Below are 16,614 nucleotides of genomic sequence, written 5' to 3' on the forward strand. Positions count from 1 at the left end.
ACGGTGTAGACCAAGAGTAAGGGGATCGCGATGGATATGACGGAGCAATGGACGCCCTCGGGGGTGCGCCTGCGGAAGAGGCACGAGCGCCCGGGCGACCTCGACTGGCTTCTGCTCCCCGGGGGGCCGGGCCTGGGCTCGGAGAGCCTGCACGGGTTCGCGGATGCGATCGAGGTGCCGGGGCGGATCTGGATGGTCGATCTGCCGGGCGACGGCTCGAACGTCGATGCGCCGGGAGCGCCGGCCGACACGTTCGAGGCCTGGCCGTCGGTGCTGCGTGAAGCGGCTGCCGCCGTCGAGCGCCCGGTCTTCGTGGGGCACTCGACCGGTGGCGAATACCTGCTGTCGGTGCCCGTGCTCGAGCGGATGCTGGCCGGACTCGTTCTGATGAGCACGGCCCCGAACGCCTCCTGGATGCCGACCTTCGAGCGGATGACGCGCGAGAACCCCCTCCCGGCCGTCGACGCCGCGACCCAGGTATACGAGCGAACGCCCACGAACGCGCACCTCGCCGAGATCGCCGTGGCCTCGGCGCCGTGGAACTTCCGTCCCGACACGGTCGTGCGGGGGAGTGAGCTCCTGGCGGCCATGCCGTACAACCGCGAGGCCGTCGACTGGTCCGCGCGGAACTTCGACGAGACGTACACGGCCACGTGGTGGCCGGCGTCTCTGCCGACCCTGATCATCAGCGGCAGCGAGGATCGGATCGTCGACCAGTCGCTGTGGAACGGTCCGCGCTTCGAAGGCGCGCAAGTCACCCGCGCCGTCATCGCCGGCGGCGCCCACTTCCCCTGGATGGAGGAGCCCGTGCAGGTCCGAGACGCGATGGCGGATTTCGCCCGGCGGGTGGCATCCGTCTCGTGAACCGGCAGGCGCGCCTCGGAATCCGACGAATATGACCCACTGGCTGGACTAGCCGTGCGTATTATGCAATAGTGGTGCATCAGGAAGGCAAGGGTCCCACCTTGCGGTTTCCTATGTACGAGGCCTTCTTTCGAAGAGGAAAGGGAATCCCATGACGGATGCCACGACGCGTACCCGTCGGGCCGGGCGCCTGAGCGAGGTGCGATTCATCATGCTCCTCCTGCTGCCGGGCACCGCCCTGCTGCTGGGAGTGGTGATGTTCCCGCTGCTGCGCTCCCTCGCCTCGGCGTTCTTCACCGAGAGCCTGCTGTTCGCCGGCACGACCTGGGCCGGTTTCGACAACATCGTCGCGGTCCTCCAGGACGGCTTCGACCGGCTCCTCTGGCAGACGCTCATCTTCACCGTCGGCGCCACGATCATGCCCTTCCTCATCGGACTCGCCCTGGCGCTGGTGCTGAACGAGCGGTTCCGCGGGCAGCGCATCCTCCGCGGCGCGTTCCTCATCCCGTGGCTGGTCCCGGGCGTGGTGGTCTCGTTCCTGTGGATGTGGATCTTCGACGCCAACTACGGGGTGCTCAACGGTCTGCTGATGCAGCTGGGGATGATCGACTCGCCGGTGGCCTGGCTGTTCCAGACCGACACCGCGCGCGGGGCGCTCATCATCGCCAAGACCTGGAACTCGTTCCCCTGGGTGATGGTCATGCTCCTCGCCGCGCTGCAGACGGTGCCGCGCGAACTGCACGAGGCGGCGGCGATGGACGGGGCGGGCAGCATCCGCCGCTTCTTCTCCGTGACCTGGCCGCACATCAGCGGCGTCGCCGGACTCGTGATCCTGCTCGAGTTCATCTGGAACTTCCAGCACTTCGACACCATTTTCGTCATGACCGGCGGCGGCCCCGCCGGCACCACGCAGACCTTCGCGACCGAGGTCTACGACACCGCCTTCAAGGGCTACGACCTGGGCCACGCCGGCGCGCTGGGGCTGCTGTGGATGGTGCTCCTGCTCGTGCTCGTCGTCATCTACGTGCGCTTCTCGGAGCGCGGAGAGAAGAAGTGACCGTGAACGTCGCCGCCCCCGTCTCGTCCTCCGCCTCGCCGGAGCTCGCGCACACCGAGGAAGCCCTCGCCACGATCGCCGCCGGAGAGAGCGCACCGCGCCGACGCGCCCGCCGTCGTCCGCGGTGGGGGATGTGGATCGCGCTCGTCGTCATCTCGCTGTTCGCGTTCCTGCCCGTCTACTGGCTCGTGGTGACCTCGCTGACCCCCGACGGCGACGTCTTCAGCTTCCCGCCGCGCTTCCTGCCGACCGACATCACGTTCGAGCACTACGCGACGGTGCTCACGAACCCGGCCATCTTCGGGTATCTGCTCAACAGCATCCTGGTCTCCGTCATCACCGCGGTGCTGTCGGTGGTGGTCTCGATGTACATGGCGTACGCCTTCTCGAAGTACCGCTTCCGCGGCCGCGTGTCGCTGATGTACTTCGTCCTGTCGAGCCAGATGTTCCCCCAGGCGCTGCTGCTGGTGACGCTGTACGTGGTGTTCGCCCAGTTCGGCCTCCTGAACACCTACCAGGCGCTGATCATCTCCTTCACGACGTTCACCCTGCCGCTCTGCGTGTGGATGCTGAAGGGCTTCTTCGACGCGCTGCCCGACGATCTCATCGAGGCGGCCCGCATCGACGGCGCCGGTCACTGGCGCACCCTGCACTCCGTCATCCTCCCGCTGGCGGCCCCCGGACTGGTCGCCGCCGGTCTCTTCGCCTTCGTGCGCGGCTGGAACGACTTCATGTTCGCCCTCACCCTCGCGGGACCCGAGAAGCAGACGCTGCCCCCGGGCCTGGTGAACACCTTCATCGGCGAGGCCGCGACCGCGTGGCCCGAGCTCATGGCGGCGTCGCTGCTCGTGTCGACGCCCGTGTGCATCGCCTTCATCGTCCTTCAGCGCTACCTCGTCGGCGGCATCACCGCCGGCGCGGTCAAGGGCTGACGGCTCACCCCCATCACATCGCTGTTGCTGCACCACATCAAAGGAGATACGTCCATGGCATCTGATCTCTCGCGTCGCGATCTGCTGCGCTTCTCGGCCGTCGGCTTGGGCGGGCTCGCGCTCGCGGGCATCGCCGCCGGCTGCGCTCCGTCGGGATCGCCCAGCCCCGGGAGCAGCGCCTCCGCGGGACCGGCGAAGCCCACCGACTTCGCCTTCGCCAGCTGGGGGATGTCGGAGGAGGCGACCAAGCCCGCGCTGCAGTCCTCGGTCGACGCGTTCGCCAAGAAGGACGGGATCTCGATCGAGACCCCGAGCTACCCCTTCAACGACTACCTGAACCAGCTCACCCTCCAGGTGCGGGGCGGGCAGTTCACCGGCGCCGCGCAGCTCGACGTCGCCTGGCTCTCGACGCTCGCCGCTCTCGGCAAGCTCACCGACCTCGGTGCCAAGGCCAAGGGCCGCGGCTACACCGAGGCCGGTCTGACGGCGGGGTCGTTCGGCGGCAAGCAGCTCGGCCTGCCCTGGACCATCGCGGCCATCGGGCCGATCGCGAACACCGAGCTGCTCGGCAAGGTCGGCCTCGACGCGCTGCCGCAGACGACGAAGGACTTCGAGGCGGCGCTGGTCGAGCTGAAGGCGCTCGGCGGCGGGGTCATCCCCTACGCCGCGTCGACGAAGACGGCGCAGCTCAAGGACATCGTCGTGTGGATGCAGACCTTCGGGTCGAAGATCATCGACGACGGCAAGGTCACCATCGGCGACGAGGCCTCGATCGAGGCGGTCACCTGGTACAAGAAACTCTTCGACCAGGGGCTGATCGCCGCCGACGTCGACCGCGCCGCGGCCCGCGCGCTGTTCGGCCAGGGCAAGGCCGCCGTCTACGACGACGCCCCCGCCGGTCGCGCCGCAGTGCTCAAGTCGGCGTCCGACCCGGAGCTGGCATCGAAGATGGCGCCGTTCGCGCGTCCGGTCGTCAAGAAGGGCGACACCCCGCAGGAGGTGCTGTGGGGCCACCTGCTCGTCGTCGTCGACGGCAAGGGAGCCGGCACCGCGGGCGACTTCGCGCAGTGGATCACCTCCGACCCGGCGCAGCAGGTGAGCTACTTCACCGCGCTCGGTCTGCCGCCGGCGACCGACGAGGCCCTCGCGTCGTCGGCCGTGTCGGGCAACGCGTTCGTGAGCCAGTTCACCGAGCGGGTCACCGTCGACGCGAAGCCGAGCCCGCTGTGGGAGTTCGTGCAGTACGCGCAGATGGAGGCCGCCATCGCCGAAGAGGTGCAGGGCGTGCTGATCGGCTCGACGACGCCGAAGGATGCCATGGTCGCCGCCGGCAAGAAGGTGCAGGCGCTCGTCGGCTGACCCCCGCCCCCGCAGGCCCGCACGCGAAACAGAAGGAAGACATGCGTCACCAGAGCATCAGCAGCGACCTCACCGTGATCGGCGGTGGACTCGCCGGAGTGGCGGCCGCCATCAGCGCGGCCCGCCTCGGGAAGAAGGTCGCCCTCGTCGGAAACCGACCGGTGCTCGGCGGCAACTCGTCATCCGAGGTGCGCGTGTGGGTCTGCGGGGCGACATCCCACGGCATCCAGCGCTACGCCAGGGAGACCGGTGTCATCGGCGAGCTGTACACCGAGAACCAGTACCGCAATCCCGAGGGGAACCCCATCCACTGGGACGAGGTCGTGCTCGACGCCGTGCGGGCCGAACCCGGCATCTCGCTGTTCCTGAACACCGACGTGCGCACCATCGACGCGGGCGAGTCCGGCATCCGCTCGGTCACGGGATGGACGATGGGGTCGGAGATCGAGACCACCTTCACCTCGCCCCTCTTCGTCGACGCCACCGGCGACGGGCTCATCGGCGCGCTCGCCGGGGCCGACCACCGCATCGGTCGCGAGGCGCGGTCGGAGTACGACGAGGAATGGGCGCCCGACGAGGCCGACGGCGAACTGCTCGGCTCGACGCTCCTCTTCTACACGAAGGACGTCGGCCACCCCGTGCGATTCATCGCCCCCGACTCGGCGAAGGACATCCTCCAGACCCCCATCCCGGAATCGCGCATCATCCGCTCCGGAGACTCCGGCGCGCACTACTGGTGGATCGAATGGGGCGGACACCTCGACACGGTCGACCAGAACGAGGCGATCCGCGACGAGCTGCGCTCCGTCATCTTCGGCATCTGGGACCACATCAAGAACTCGGGACGCTTCGACGCCGAGAACCTCGACCTCGAGTGGGTCGGGTCCCTGCCGGGCAAGCGCGAGTACCGGCGGTTCCTCGGCGACCACGTGCTGTCGCAGCGCGACATCCTCGAGCAGCGGGTCTTCCCGGATGCCGTCGCCTTCGGCGGCTGGTCGATCGACCTCCACCCGGTCGAGGGCATGTACGCGACGGCATCCGGAGCGCACCAGCGGTACTCCGACGGCATCTACGGGATCCCGCTGCGCTCGCTCTACTCGCGCAACGTGCCGAATCTGCTGGTCGCCGGACGCGACATCTCGGCTTCGCACGTCGCGTTCGGCTCGACCCGCGTGATGGCCACCTGCGCCACGACGGGCGAAGCGGTCGGCACGGCCGCCTCGCTCGCGCTCGACCTGGGCGTCGGACCGCGCGAGCTCGCCACCCGCCATGCGTCCGACGTGCAGCAGCTGCTGCTCAAGCAGGACGCGTCGATCTTCGGGGTCGCCAACACCGACGACGATGATGCCGCGCGTCGGGCTGCCGTCAGCGCGTCGAGCCGGCGTCGCGACCTCGATCAGGCGGGCGGCTCCTCGGCGCGTGGGCACGCGCTCGACGCCGATCTCGCCGTCGTCGTGCCCGTCGACCCGCGGCTCGACTCGCTCGCGCTGCAGGTCCGCGCCCCGCGCGACGTGCAGCTGACGGCCTCGCTGTGGACGACCGGCCGGCCCCAGAACTTCGTGCCGATCGCCGAGCAGCGACGGGTGAGCGTCTCGGTGACCGGGAGTGACGAGCTGCAGTGGGTCGAGCTGCCGCTGGAGTGGCATCCCGACACCCCGGAGAACGTGGTGGTGATCGTCGACGCCGCGCCCGACGTCTCGGTCGTGCTCGTGCCCAATCACGTGCCCGGCATGCTCGCGCTGCCGCACATCCCCCAGGCCGACGGCGACGAGAACGTCGAGGTCGACGAGAGCGAGGCCGTCGTGAGCTGGCCGGCGCGGCCGCTGCGGGGGTGGGCACCGCGCGTGCGCGTCACCCCGCTCTCCGACGCGTTCGCCCCGGACAAGGCGGTGGGCGGCTACTCGCGTCCGTTCGGCGGGCCTCAGATGTGGGTCGCCGACGGCGATGCCGACGAGTGGCTCGCGCTCGAGTGGGAGTCTCCGGAGGAGATCGCGGAGGTGCGACTCACTTTCGACGACGACCTCGATGTCGAGCTCAACACCCTCCACCATCACCGCAGCCCTGATCTGGTGTTCCCCGAGATCGTCCGCGACTACACCGTCGAGGTGCGCGGAGACGACGACGGCTGGGAGCCCGTCGTCCGGGTCGAGGGCAACCGACGCCGTCACCGCGTGCACCGGCTCGACGCACCGGTGCGCACGCGCGCGCTGCGCGTCGTGGTGCACGCCACCAACGGCGATCCCCACGCGCGCATCGTGGCCCTGCGCGTGCACTGACGCGCGCGGGCGATGGCGACTCGGGTAGGGTCACGGGCATGGCCACCGCAACCACGCACTCCCCGAAACGCGAGGCCTTCGGGTCGCGGAACGTGTTCATCCTCTCCGCGATCGGTTCGGCCGTCGGACTCGGCAACATCTGGCGCTTCCCGTACGTGGCGTACGAGGGGGGCGGCGGGGCGTTCCTGATCCCGTACCTGTGCGCGCTGCTGACGGCCGGCATCCCGCTGCTGTTCTTCGACTACGCGATCGGTCACCGCTTCCGGGGATCGACGCCGCTCGCCTTCCGGCGCATGCACCGCGCGGCCGAGCCTCTGGGCTGGTGGCAGGTGCTCATCTGCGTGGTGATCGCGGTCTACTACGCCGTGATCATCGCGTGGGCGGCGATGTACACCTGGTTCTCGGCTCAGCTCTCGTGGGGCGCGGGCAACGAGGAGGCCTTCTTCTTCGAGGACTTCCTCCGATCGGCCGACGTGGCCGAGGTCGGCGTCTCCGCCGAGTTCGTGCCGCAGGTGGGCCTGCCGCTGATCGCCGTGTGGTTGATCGTGATCGTCATCATGGCACTCGGGGTGAAGCGGGGCATCGGTCGCGCCAACACGATCCTGATGCCGCTGCTCACGCTCATGTTCGCCGTGCTCGTCGTGCAGGCCCTGTTCCTGCCCGGCGCGATGGAGGGCCTCAACGCCTTCTTCACCCCGAACTGGGAGGCGCTCGCCGATCCCGGCGTGTGGGCGTCGGCCTACGGTCACATCTTCTTCTCACTGTCGGTCGCCTTCGGCATCATGGTGACCTACTCGTCGTATCTGAAGCGCAAGACCGACCTCACCGGTTCGGGCCTGGTCGTGGCGTTCGCGAACTCGGGATTCGAGATCCTCGCGGGCATCGGGGTGTTCGCCGCCCTGGGATTCATGGCGCAGGCGCAGGGGGCCGAGGTGTCGGGCGTCGCCTCGTCGGGCATCGGCCTGGCATTCATCGCCTTCCCGACGATCGTGTCGCAGGCGACGGGCGGGTCGATCATCGGGGTGCTGTTCTTCGGTGCGCTCGTCTTCGCCGGGGTCACGTCTCTCATCTCGGTCATCGAGGTGATCGTCGCCTCCCTGCAGGACAAGATGAGCTGGGGGCGCGTGCGCACCACGCTCATCGTGACGATCCCGCTGGGGGTGATCTCGGTGGCGCTGTTCTCGACGACCACGGCGCTGTCAGTGCTCGACACGGCCGACGCGTTCGTCAACGCCTTCGGGATCATGGCGGTCGCGTTCGTGGCAGTCGTCGTCGTGGCGTGGCTGCTGCACAAGCTGCCCGTGCTCGAGGAGCACCTCAACAGGCGGTCGAGCTTCCGCGTCGGACGCACGTGGAAAATCGCCGTCGGGGTGCTCGCCCCCGTCGTGCTCGGGTACCTTCTCGTCACCGAGCTCATCACCAAGATCTCCGAGCCCTACAGCGGTTATCCCGTCTGGTTCGTCGGCGTGTTCGGCTGGGGCTTGGTCATCGCCCTCGTCGTCATCGGGGTGCTGCTGTCGCTCCTGCCGTGGAGCCGGCGCTCGCACGCGAAGGACGACCCCGACTACGACGAGTTCCTCGTCGTGGAGGAGTACGAGCCCGATCCCGAGACGGGCGCCGTCGACATCCCGGCATCGAGCCGGAAGGGAGCACGCTCATGACCCCGACCGCCATCGTCATGATGATCATCGCCATGGTCACGGTCTGGGGAGGGCTCGTCGCCGCGGTCGTGAACCTGGCGCGGCATCCCGAGGCCTCCGACGACGAGCCCGAGGTGCCGGTCGAGCTCTGACGCGCGGCGAGCTCAGCGCCCGAGGAACAGCACCGTGATCAGCATGGCGATGATGACGGTGTTGAAGGCGAACGAGACGAGCGTGTGGCCGGTGACGATGCGGCGCCCGGCGGGATCGAGAACCGAGACGTCCGACGTCGAGAAGGTCGTCTGGACCTGCACGGCGAGATAGACGTAGTCGATGAACACGCGCTGGTCGCTCTTCCCGGGGTACTGCAGTCCGCCGGAGGCGATGTCGTACCGGGCGTAGTGCACCGCGTAGGCGACGACGGTCACCGACCACGATGCGGCGACGACGGCGACGCTGAACAGGACCGTGATCGGCTGGGTGAGCAGCCCCGGCCACAGCGTGAACGTGAGCACCGCGCCCACGGCGATGATCGACCACTGCACCGCGATCGTGGGCCCCGTTCCCGAGACCATCTCCCCGAGCCTGCCGAACCTGCCCTTCGGGGTGCTCGCCTCCAGCAGCGTCCGCAGCGATGCGGGACTCAGCCGGCCGAACACGTGCAGCGTGTGCACCAGATAGGCGATCGAGGATGCCGCCGAGAACGCGAACACGCAGAGCGCCATCAGGTCGGTGCGCGGCTCCCAGCCGCGCACCAGCACCACGATCACCAGGGTGATCCACGAGGCGTTCACCCCGGCGATGCAGGCGACGGCGAGACGCACGACGTCGAACGCCGCTCGCGGCACCCGGGAAGGTGTGGCGGGCGGCGAAGGCGGATCTGTGGGCCGGTTCATGGATACGAGGATGCCAGACGGATGCCGCACCGGCGAAGGGCGACCAGGTCTGCCTCATCGTCGAACGATGCTGTGAGGGTTCGACGTATTGGCAGCTTCTCTGCGAGCGACGCCTTGCTTTACTGGTCTGACCAGTCCCCGACCCCGAGGTGCAGAATGACCATCACCGACCTGTCCGCCGCCTCGACCGCGGAGTCCGCCCTCCCGATCATCGGTCATTGGATCGACGGGGATGTTCGCGTCTCGGACGGCGGTCGTACGGCGCCGGTGTTCGATCCGGCGACGGGTGCGGTGCAGGCGCGTGTCGCGTTGGCGGATCGGGCGGACATCGATGCGGCGATCGAGTCGGCGGAGGCGGGGTTCCGGGTGTGGTCGGGGTTCTCGGTCGCGAAGCGGCAGAGCGTGTTGTTCGCGTTCCGGGAGTTGTTGAACGCCCGTAAGGGGGAGTTGGCGGCGATCATCACGGCCGAGCACGGCAAGGTGGTCTCGGACGCGTGGGGGGAGATCCTGCGGGGGCAGGAGGTCGTGGAGCTGGCGACCGGGTTCCCGCATCTGATCAAGGGCGCGTTCAGCGAGAACGCGTCCAGTGGCGTCGATGTGTACTCGATCAAGCAACCGTTGGGTGTGGTGGGGGTGATCAGCCCGTTCAACTTCCCGGTGATGGTGCCGTTGTGGTTCGCGCCGATCGCGATCGCGGCGGGCAACGCGGTGGTCCTGAAGCCGAGCGAGAAGGACCCGTCGGCGGCGTTGTGGCTGGCGCGGCTGTGGCAGGAGGCGGGGCTCCCTGACGGGGTGTTCACGGTGCTGCAGGGCGACAAGCTCGCCGTCGACGGGCTGCTGGAATCCCCGGTCGTGCAGTCGATCAGCTTCGTCGGGTCGACCCCGATCGCGCAGTACATCTACGAGACGGCATCCCGCAACGGCAAGCGGGTGCAGGCCCTCGGCGGGGCGAAGAACCACATGCTCGTCCTGCCCGACGCCGATCTCGACCTCGTCGCCGACCAGGCCGTGAACGCCGGATACGGGGCGGCGGGTGAGCGGTGCATGGCGATCAGCGTGGTCCTCGCGGTCGAGCCCGTCGCGGACGAGCTGATCGGCAAGATCACCGACCGCATCGCGAAGCTGCGTGTCGGCAACGGTGCGGGTGTCGACGGTGTGGAACCCGACATGGGCCCGCTGATCACCGACGTGCACCGCGATACGGTCTCGTCCTACGTCGACATCGCCGAAGCCGACGGGGCGCGGATCGTCGTCGACGGCCGCGGGTTCACCGTCGACGGGCACGAGGACGGTTTCTTCTTCGGCCCCACCCTCATCGACGCCCTCCCCACCACCAGCCGCGCCTACACCGAGGAGATCTTCGGACCCGTCCTGTCGATCGTCCGCGTCGCCAGCTACGACGAGGGCCTGAACCTGATCAACTCCGGCGAGTTCGGCAACGGCACCGCGATCTTCACCAACGACGGCGGCGCCGCCCGCCGCTTCCAGAACGAGGTCCAGGTCGGGATGATCGGCATCAACGTGCCCATCCCCGTCCCCGTCGCCTACCACTCCTTCGGCGGGTGGAAGAAATCCCTCTTCGGCGACGCGAAAGCCTACGGCCCCCACGGCTTCGACTTCTTCACCCGCGAGAAAGCCATCACCGCCCGGTGGATCGACCCCGCCACCCGCAACACAAGCGACCACACCGGCATCGACCTCGGCTTCCCCCAGAACACCTGAGCCGGCGGGAAGCGACGTCAGCGACGCGTGAGCTGCAGCGCGCCCCACAGCTCGCTGCGCGCGGCGAAGGTCTCCAGGTCGAGCCCGAGCAGCGCTCCCGCCCCGTCGACGCGCGCACGCAGGGTGTGCCGGTGGATGCCGAGAGCCTTCGCCGCGGGGTCCCACGCGCCGTTGTGCTCGAGCCAGACCTCGAGCGTGCGCCGCAGCTCCGGCGGCGCCTGAGCGCTCTCGAGCGGCAGCAGCATCCGACGGGCCACGTCATGCGCGCGGGTGTGCTCGAGGTGCCCGAGCAGCCCCCCGCGGACGACGTCGTCGAACTCCGCGACGGGGCGCTCTGTCGAAGTGCGCGCCAGCGCCCGCTGCGACTCGGCCACCGCCTCGCCCAGATCATTCCACGCAGACGGCGCCGAGAAGCCGGCACGGGCGCCGTGTCGCGCGAGCAGGGCGAGCAGCTCGGCCCGGCCGTCGGCGGGCGCGATCGCGACGATGCCCTCGTCGTGCTCGGCGAAGAACAGCGCGCCGCGGTGCTCGACCGCCAGGAGCTCCATCGCCGCGCGAAGCGCCTGCACGTCGCCGTCGTCCGGCGGTGCGATCGTGCCCACGCGGATGGGCCCGTCGGGGAGGGGTCCCCACAGGTGCGTCACCGTGCGCTGCGCCACCCCGATCAGACCAGCCATCAGCAGCTCGAGCACGCCGGACCGCAGGCGCCGACGCGCGTCGTCGAGAGTGCGGCTCTGCTCGAGCGCGATGCTGGCGAGGGCGATCACCGCGTCGACGAGATCGGCTCGCGCGCGATCGAGCGATCCGGTGCCGGTTCCGACGGCGAGGATGCCGCGCAGGTCGCCGCGCTGCCCGAGAGTCTGCAGCGTCACCTCGCGCGCGAGGCCGGAGCCCGTGCCGCCCTCGGCGATGCTGAGGCGCACGGCGGCGGTGCGGCCGCGCGCGAGCATGCTCGTGACGGCTCTCGCCACCTCCGGTGCGAGCGACGACGGGATTCCGCGTCGTGTGGGCGCCGGCACGCGGGCGCCCGACGCGTCGAACAACGCGACCCAGCAGTCGAGGTTGCGCTCGAGCTCGCGCAGGATCTCGGCGAGACCGTCCGGTCGCAGCGCCGCGCGGGCGACCGACCGCTGCGCCCTGAGCGAGGTCTCGAGCATGAGCCGCTCGTCGGCGGCGACCGCGTCGGAGATGTAGCGGATGATGCCCATGAAGGGCGTCGCCCGGGGAACCTCGACCAGCGGCAGCCCGTGCGCGGCAGCGGCGGTGCGCAGATCCTCGGGGATCCGCTCGTGCGCGACGCCCACCGCGAACCCGAGCGCGAGGACGCCGTGATCGACGAGACGGCGCACGTAGGGCGCGACGGGCGTCGGCTCGCTGCCGTCGAACTGCACGCCGTCGGTGAGGAGCAGGCCGCCCGAGTCGAGCCAGGGCGTCGGGTCGGGGAGATCGGAGTTGTGGGCCCACAGCACGGGCTGTTCGAGCAGCGCGTCGTCGACCCCGCTCACCGCCCGCAGGGCGAAGCGCGACTCGTTCATCAGGGCGCGGAGACGGGCGGGCACTCCGGCATCCTGACCGATGACGATCTGTCCGTCAAGTGCTCGAAGGATCGACGGATTGGCGGTCTTGACCCCTCCCGCGACTGAGAGGATCGTGGTGCCGCAGCCGCACGATCACGAAGGACTCCCATGACCGACAGCCCTCACGCCGACGCTCTGCCGCTCGGCGGCTCCACGACCGCCGTGACCGTCACGAACGCCGAGGTCGCCGACGCCGATCGTTCGCGCGTGTTCCATTCGTGGTCGGCGCAGGGTTCGCTCGCTCCGCTCCCGCTCGCCGGCGGCTCGGGGACGACGGTGTGGGATGCCGAGGGCAATCGCTTCCTCGACTTCTCGAGCCAGCTCGTGAACGTGAACATCGGCCACCAGCATCCGAAGGTCGTCGCGGCCATCCAAGCCCAGGCCGAGATCCTGACCACGGTGGCACCCGCGCACGCCAACGCCGTGCGCGCCGAGGCCGCACGGCTGATCGTCGACATCGCCCCCGACGGGTTCGAGAAGGTGTTCTTCACCAACGGCGGCGCCGATGCCAACGAGAACGCGATCCGCATGGCGCGACTGGTCACCGGACGCGACAAGGTGCTTTCGACCTACCGCTCGTATCACGGCAACACCGGTGCGGCGATCGTCTCGACCGGCGACTGGCGCCGCATCCCGAACGAGTACGCGCGCGGCCATGTGCACTTCTTCGGGCCCTACCTGTACCGATCCGAGTTCTGGGCCACGACGCCCGGGGAGGAGTCGGCGCGCGCGCTGCACCACCTCGAACGGGTCGTCCAGTCGGAAGGGCCCGAGAGCATCGCGGCGATCCTGCTCGAGACGGTCCCGGGCACGGCCGGCATCCTCGTCCCGCCGCCCGGCTATCTGACGGGCGTGCGCGAGATCGCCGACCGCTACGGCATCCTGCTCATCCTCGACGAGGTGATGGCCGGCTTCGGACGCACGGGTGAATGGCTGGCGCTCGACGGCTTCGACGTGCGGCCCGACCTCATCACCTTCGCCAAGGGCGTCAACTCCGGGTACGTGCCGATCGGCGGGGTCATCATCCCGGGAGAGATCGCCCATCACTTCGACGAGAGGGTCTACCCGGGCGGCCTCACCTACTCCGGCCATCCCCTGGCGGCGGCGAGCGTGGTCGCCACGATCGAGGCCATGCGCGCCGAGGGTGTCGTCGACAACGCCCGCCGCGTCGGTGCCGAGGTGATCGGTCCGCGCCTGCGGCAGCTCGCCGAACGGCACGAGGTCATCGGCGAGGTGCGGGGGAGCGGCGTCTTCTGGGCGGTCGAGCTGGTCGACGACCGTGACAGCCGCGCGCCCCTCCCGGCCGCGGGGATCGCCACGCTCAAGAGCGACCTGCTCGCGCGCGGCCTGCTGCCCTTCTTCGCCGACAACCGTCTGCACGTCGTGCCGCCGTGCGTCATCACCGCCGACGACGCGACGCGCGGACTCGACATCATCGACGAGGCGCTGGGGGCCTTCCGGCACTGAGTCGCCGGCGGCGCGGCATCCGACTCATCCGTCGCGCGGCCAGCGGGCCACGCCGACGATCTCGCACGCCGACGACTCGTCGGCGACGGTGAGGCGCGCGAGCGCGCGGGGGTCGATCGGTTCGGAGGGCGGTGCCGCAGCGCCCGTGACGTCGAGCAGGACGACTTCGGCCGAGGCCCCGACCAGCCGCAGGGCGCCCGCCTCACCGCATCGCACCGAGAACACCACCTCTTGCCGGCGCCGATGAGCCGTCGCGTCGGTGATCGTCCACGACGTGTGGTCGTCGGTCCATGCCGAGCGGATCCAGTCCTGCCGTACCACGCCGTCGACGCGCAGCAGTGCGGTGTTCGCGGGCAGTCGCGACGCCTGCCGCAGCTCGAACAGGACATGGACGGTCGCGGCGATGACGTCGACGACCACGCGTGTCACCTGCCCCCCGACCATCAGGTGCGGCCTCCGCAGCGGGTCCTCGGTCTCGCCGAGCGAACGGATGCCGGAGGGCAGGCCCGAGAGGAGGTCGTGCACCCTCATGCCGCTCCGCCCTCGCCGTGTCCGGAAGAAGCCCCGAGCCTAGCCAGGCGGTGTTCACACTCATCCCGCAGCTGTGATCGTCGGTGGCCCCTGGCACACTGGGCAGCAGCGAGACGGAGGTGCGCCATGGCGATCGACCCGAAGAAGACCCTCGACGCGTATCGGGCGAAGCGCGGCGAGACGCGCATCGTCGACGTGCCGCCGCTGCAGTACCTGATGGTCGACGGCTCCGGCGATCCGAACACGGACGCGGCGTTCGGCGAGGCGGTGAGCGCGCTCTTCCCCCTCGCCTACACCCTGAAGTTCGCCGCCAGGAAGGAGCGGGGCATCGACACGGTGGTCATGCCGCTCGAGGGCCTGTGGCACGCTCGCGACATGGCGGCCTTCACCTCGCGGCGCGACGCCTCGAGCTGGCTCTGGACGCTGCTCCTGATGGTGCCCGATCACGTGACCGCCGACATGGTCGCCGACGCGATCGAGGCGGTGGAGGAGAAGGCCGCCAAGAAGAAGGAGGACCCGTCGCCGGCGCTGCGTTCGGTGCGTCTCGAGACGCTGGAAGAGGGGCTCTGCGTGCAGACGCTGCACGTCGGCCCCTTCGATGAGGAGGGCCCGCTGCTCGACGAGCTCCATCGCCGGTTCATCCCCGAGAACGGGCTGCGGATGCGCGGTCGGCACCATGAGATCTACCTGAGCGATCTTCGTCGAACGGAGCCCGCGAGACTGCGCACGATCCTGCGGCAACCCGTGGAGAGAACCGGATGAGCATGTCGTCCCGCGGGTCGAGGTCGACCCGCTCGGCAGCGTCCGACGCGATGGATAGTCTTCGAGGATGAGCACCGCCAAAGACGCCGCCCGGGCCGCGAAGGACTCGGACGCGTTCCGTCTCGCCGCGCGCATCGGCTTCATCGTCGTCGGGCTGATCCACATCATGATCGGGAGCTTCGCCGTCTCGATCGCTCTCGGCGGAGGCGGAGACGCCGATCAAGACGGCGTGATGCAGGCGATCCGGCAGAGCCCGATCGGCGGGCTGCTCCTCGCGATCATCGCCGCCGGACTCGTCGCGCTCGCCGTATGGCAGATCGCCACCGCCTTCCTCGTGACCGATCGCGCCGACACGAAGAAGTGGGGCAAGCGCGTGAAGTTCTTCGGCATCGCGCTCTCGTATCTCGTCGTCGCGGGCCTGGCCGTCATCTTCGCCTTCGGCGGCAGCGCGCACTCCGAGAAGGCGTCGCAGACCCTCAGCGCCGTGCTGCTGGCGGCTCCGGCGGGCGTCGTGCTCCTGGTCATCATCGGGGCGACGGTGGCGGGAGTCGGGATCGGCTTCATCGTCAGCGGCTTCACCCGCGGGTTCAAGAAGCTGCTTCATCTCCCTTCCGACACGGCTCCGCGCGAGGGCATCGTGACCTTCGGCGTGATCGGCTACATCGCCAAGGGCATCGCGGTCGCCGTCACCGGGGTGCTCTTCGTCATCGCCGCCTTCACCGACGATCCCGACGCGTCGTCGGGTCTCGACGGAGCACTGCGCAGTCTGCTCGACCTGCCGCTCGGCCCGGTCGTCCTGTGCGTCGTCGGGGTCGGGCTCGCCGTCTACGGGCTCTTCTGCATCGCGCGTTCCCGTTACTCCCGGATGTGACCCCTCATGCCGTCGCGGGCTTCTCGCTCCACACGAGCAGGAAGGCGCCCAGACCGATCATGAGTCCTCCGCCGGTGGCCCCCATCGCCTCCACGCGGCGGGGAGAGCGCGCGAACCAGTCGCGCGCAGCGCTCGCCAGCAGCACCCAGAGCGCGTCGCACGAGACGCCGATCGCCACGACGATCGCGCCGAGCACGAAGAGCTGCACGGGCACCGATCCCGCCTGCAGATCGACGAACTGCGGGAGGATCGCCAGGAAGAAGGCGATCGACTTCGGGTTGGTGAGCCCGACGACGAACCCCTCCATCAGCAGACGTCGACCCGAACGGCGCGTCTTCCCGGCCAGCACGGCTCCCGCGGCATCCTTCCGATGACGGATCGCCTGGATGCCGAGGAAGACGAGGTATCCGGCGCCGAGCACCTTCACGATCGTGAAGAGGACGACGGATTGCGCGATGATCGTGCCGACGCCGAGAGCCACGGCGACGACGAGGACGATCGATCCGACGGCGGTGCCCACGATGCTGAGGAGTCCGCCCACCCGTCCGAGCGCCATGGCGCGGCCGATCGTGAACATCACCGTAGGCCCCGGGATCACCACCATGATGAACGCCGCCACGATGAACGCCACGAGAGTGTCGACGCTGAACATGATGCGAG

15 protein-coding genes are annotated in these 16,614 nt (G+C 69.4%); 11 read left to right on the top strand and 4 right to left on the bottom strand.

All coding sequences use genetic code 11. The annotated features are described in order from the left end of the window. Nucleotides 1-30: 30 nt before the first annotated feature. The 7 genes from AB3M90_RS00640 (at nt 31) to AB3M90_RS00670 (ending at nt 8,280) form a co-directional block, all read left to right on the top strand. The gene (locus tag AB3M90_RS00640) at nt 31-864 is read left to right on the top strand and encodes an alpha/beta fold hydrolase (RefSeq protein WP_412949334.1); all 834 of its coding nucleotides are present in this window, start codon (nt 31-33) and stop codon (nt 862-864) included. Nucleotides 865-1,015: 151 nt separating this feature from the next. Further along, a complete protein-coding gene (locus AB3M90_RS00645) occupies nt 1,016-1,921 on the top strand; it encodes a carbohydrate ABC transporter permease (protein WP_412949335.1) in 906 nt (301 codons plus the stop codon). A gap of 2 nt (nt 1,922-1,923) precedes the next feature. Next, nucleotides 1,924-2,853, top strand: a complete 930-nt coding sequence (locus AB3M90_RS00650; protein WP_412949336.1) for a carbohydrate ABC transporter permease — start codon at nt 1,924-1,926, stop codon at nt 2,851-2,853. A gap of 54 nt (nt 2,854-2,907) precedes the next feature. Next, nucleotides 2,908-4,212 carry an ABC transporter substrate-binding protein gene (locus AB3M90_RS00655; RefSeq protein WP_412949337.1) on the top strand — a complete coding sequence of 435 codons (1,305 nt, stop codon included), beginning with the start codon at nt 2,908-2,910 and terminating at the stop codon, nt 4,210-4,212. Between the two features lie 41 nt (nt 4,213-4,253). Beyond that, on the top strand, nt 4,254-6,488 hold the full coding sequence (locus tag AB3M90_RS00660) for an FAD-dependent oxidoreductase (protein ID WP_412949338.1): 2,235 nt from the start codon (nt 4,254-4,256) through the stop codon (nt 6,486-6,488). A 38-nt stretch (nt 6,489-6,526) separates the two neighbouring features. Continuing rightward, nucleotides 6,527-8,149 carry a sodium-dependent transporter gene (locus tag AB3M90_RS00665; protein WP_412949339.1) on the top strand — a complete coding sequence of 541 codons (1,623 nt, stop codon included), beginning with the start codon at nt 6,527-6,529 and terminating at the stop codon, nt 8,147-8,149. Then, complete coding sequence (locus tag AB3M90_RS00670; RefSeq protein WP_412949341.1) at nt 8,146-8,280, top strand: methionine/alanine import family NSS transporter small subunit; 135 nt, start codon at nt 8,146-8,148, stop codon at nt 8,278-8,280. Before AB3M90_RS00665 ends, AB3M90_RS00670 begins: the two co-directional genes overlap by 4 nt. 12 nt (nt 8,281-8,292) lie before the next feature. Here the strand turns inward: AB3M90_RS00670 and AB3M90_RS00675 are convergent, their stop codons facing one another. After that, entirely contained in the window at nt 8,293-9,024 is a 732-nt protein-coding gene (locus AB3M90_RS00675; RefSeq protein WP_412949342.1) for a DUF1345 domain-containing protein, read from the bottom strand. Between the two features lie 156 nt (nt 9,025-9,180). Here AB3M90_RS00675 and AB3M90_RS00680 point away from each other — a divergent pair, with 156 nt between their 5' ends. Further along, nucleotides 9,181-10,746, top strand: a complete 1,566-nt coding sequence (locus tag AB3M90_RS00680) for a CoA-acylating methylmalonate-semialdehyde dehydrogenase (protein ID WP_412949343.1) — start codon at nt 9,181-9,183, stop codon at nt 10,744-10,746. 17 nt (nt 10,747-10,763) lie between these two features. Here the strand turns inward: AB3M90_RS00680 and AB3M90_RS00685 are convergent, their stop codons facing one another. Continuing rightward, on the bottom strand, nt 10,764-12,305 hold the full coding sequence (locus AB3M90_RS00685) for a PucR family transcriptional regulator (protein WP_412949344.1): 1,542 nt from the start codon (nt 12,303-12,305) through the stop codon (nt 10,764-10,766). Nucleotides 12,306-12,431: 126 nt separating this feature from the next. Between AB3M90_RS00685 and AB3M90_RS00690 the strand changes: the two genes are divergently transcribed. Next, on the top strand, nt 12,432-13,790 hold the full coding sequence (locus tag AB3M90_RS00690) for an aspartate aminotransferase family protein (RefSeq protein WP_412949345.1): 1,359 nt from the start codon (nt 12,432-12,434) through the stop codon (nt 13,788-13,790). Nucleotides 13,791-13,814: 24 nt separating this feature from the next. Here the strand turns inward: AB3M90_RS00690 and AB3M90_RS00695 are convergent, their stop codons facing one another. Beyond that, nucleotides 13,815-14,321, bottom strand: a complete 507-nt coding sequence (locus tag AB3M90_RS00695) for a hypothetical protein (protein ID WP_412949347.1) — start codon at nt 14,319-14,321, stop codon at nt 13,815-13,817. A gap of 126 nt (nt 14,322-14,447) precedes the next feature. Between AB3M90_RS00695 and AB3M90_RS00700 the strand changes: the two genes are divergently transcribed. Further along, a complete protein-coding gene (locus tag AB3M90_RS00700; protein ID WP_412949348.1) occupies nt 14,448-15,083 on the top strand; it encodes a GyrI-like domain-containing protein in 636 nt (211 codons plus the stop codon). A 67-nt stretch (nt 15,084-15,150) separates the two neighbouring features. Beyond that, entirely contained in the window at nt 15,151-15,954 is an 804-nt protein-coding gene (locus tag AB3M90_RS00705) for a DUF1206 domain-containing protein (protein WP_412949349.1), read from the top strand. Nucleotides 15,955-15,958: 4 nt separating this feature from the next. Here AB3M90_RS00705 and AB3M90_RS00710 read toward each other — a convergent pair whose 3' ends face one another. Beyond that, nucleotides 15,959-16,606, bottom strand: coding sequence for a LysE family translocator (locus AB3M90_RS00710; RefSeq protein WP_412949350.1), 648 nt, complete (start codon nt 16,604-16,606; stop codon nt 15,959-15,961). Nucleotides 16,607-16,614: the final 8 nt, after the last annotated feature.

Origin of the sequence: Microbacterium martis, from assembly GCF_047246685.1 — a bacterium.
GTDB lineage: Bacteria > Actinomycetota > Actinomycetes > Actinomycetales > Microbacteriaceae > Microbacterium.

What these genes read in the sequence shown, in the direction of transcription:
- AB3M90_RS00665 (WP_412949339.1), top strand. Translation starts at nt 6,527, where the DNA reads ATGGCCACCGCAACCACGCACTCCCCGAAACGCGAGGCCTTCGGGTCG.
- AB3M90_RS00700 (WP_412949348.1), top strand. Translation starts at nt 14,448, where the DNA reads ATGGCGATCGACCCGAAGAAGACCCTCGACGCGTATCGGGCGAAGCGC.
- AB3M90_RS00655 (WP_412949337.1), top strand. Translation starts at nt 2,908, where the DNA reads ATGGCATCTGATCTCTCGCGTCGCGATCTGCTGCGCTTCTCGGCCGTC.
- AB3M90_RS00710 (WP_412949350.1), bottom strand. Translation starts at nt 16,606, where the DNA reads ATGTTCAGCGTCGACACTCTCGTGGCGTTCATCGTGGCGGCGTTCATC.
- AB3M90_RS00680 (WP_412949343.1), top strand. Translation starts at nt 9,181, where the DNA reads ATGACCATCACCGACCTGTCCGCCGCCTCGACCGCGGAGTCCGCCCTC.
- AB3M90_RS00705 (WP_412949349.1), top strand. Translation starts at nt 15,151, where the DNA reads ATGAGCACCGCCAAAGACGCCGCCCGGGCCGCGAAGGACTCGGACGCG.
- AB3M90_RS00675 (WP_412949342.1), bottom strand. Translation starts at nt 9,024, where the DNA reads ATGAACCGGCCCACAGATCCGCCTTCGCCGCCCGCCACACCTTCCCGG.
- AB3M90_RS00645 (WP_412949335.1), top strand. Translation starts at nt 1,016, where the DNA reads ATGACGGATGCCACGACGCGTACCCGTCGGGCCGGGCGCCTGAGCGAG.
- AB3M90_RS00660 (WP_412949338.1), top strand. Translation starts at nt 4,254, where the DNA reads ATGCGTCACCAGAGCATCAGCAGCGACCTCACCGTGATCGGCGGTGGA.
- AB3M90_RS00690 (WP_412949345.1), top strand. Translation starts at nt 12,432, where the DNA reads ATGACCGACAGCCCTCACGCCGACGCTCTGCCGCTCGGCGGCTCCACG.
- AB3M90_RS00695 (WP_412949347.1), bottom strand. Translation starts at nt 14,321, where the DNA reads ATGAGGGTGCACGACCTCCTCTCGGGCCTGCCCTCCGGCATCCGTTCG.
- AB3M90_RS00670 (WP_412949341.1), top strand. Translation starts at nt 8,146, where the DNA reads ATGACCCCGACCGCCATCGTCATGATGATCATCGCCATGGTCACGGTC.
- AB3M90_RS00640 (WP_412949334.1), top strand. Translation starts at nt 31, where the DNA reads ATGGATATGACGGAGCAATGGACGCCCTCGGGGGTGCGCCTGCGGAAG.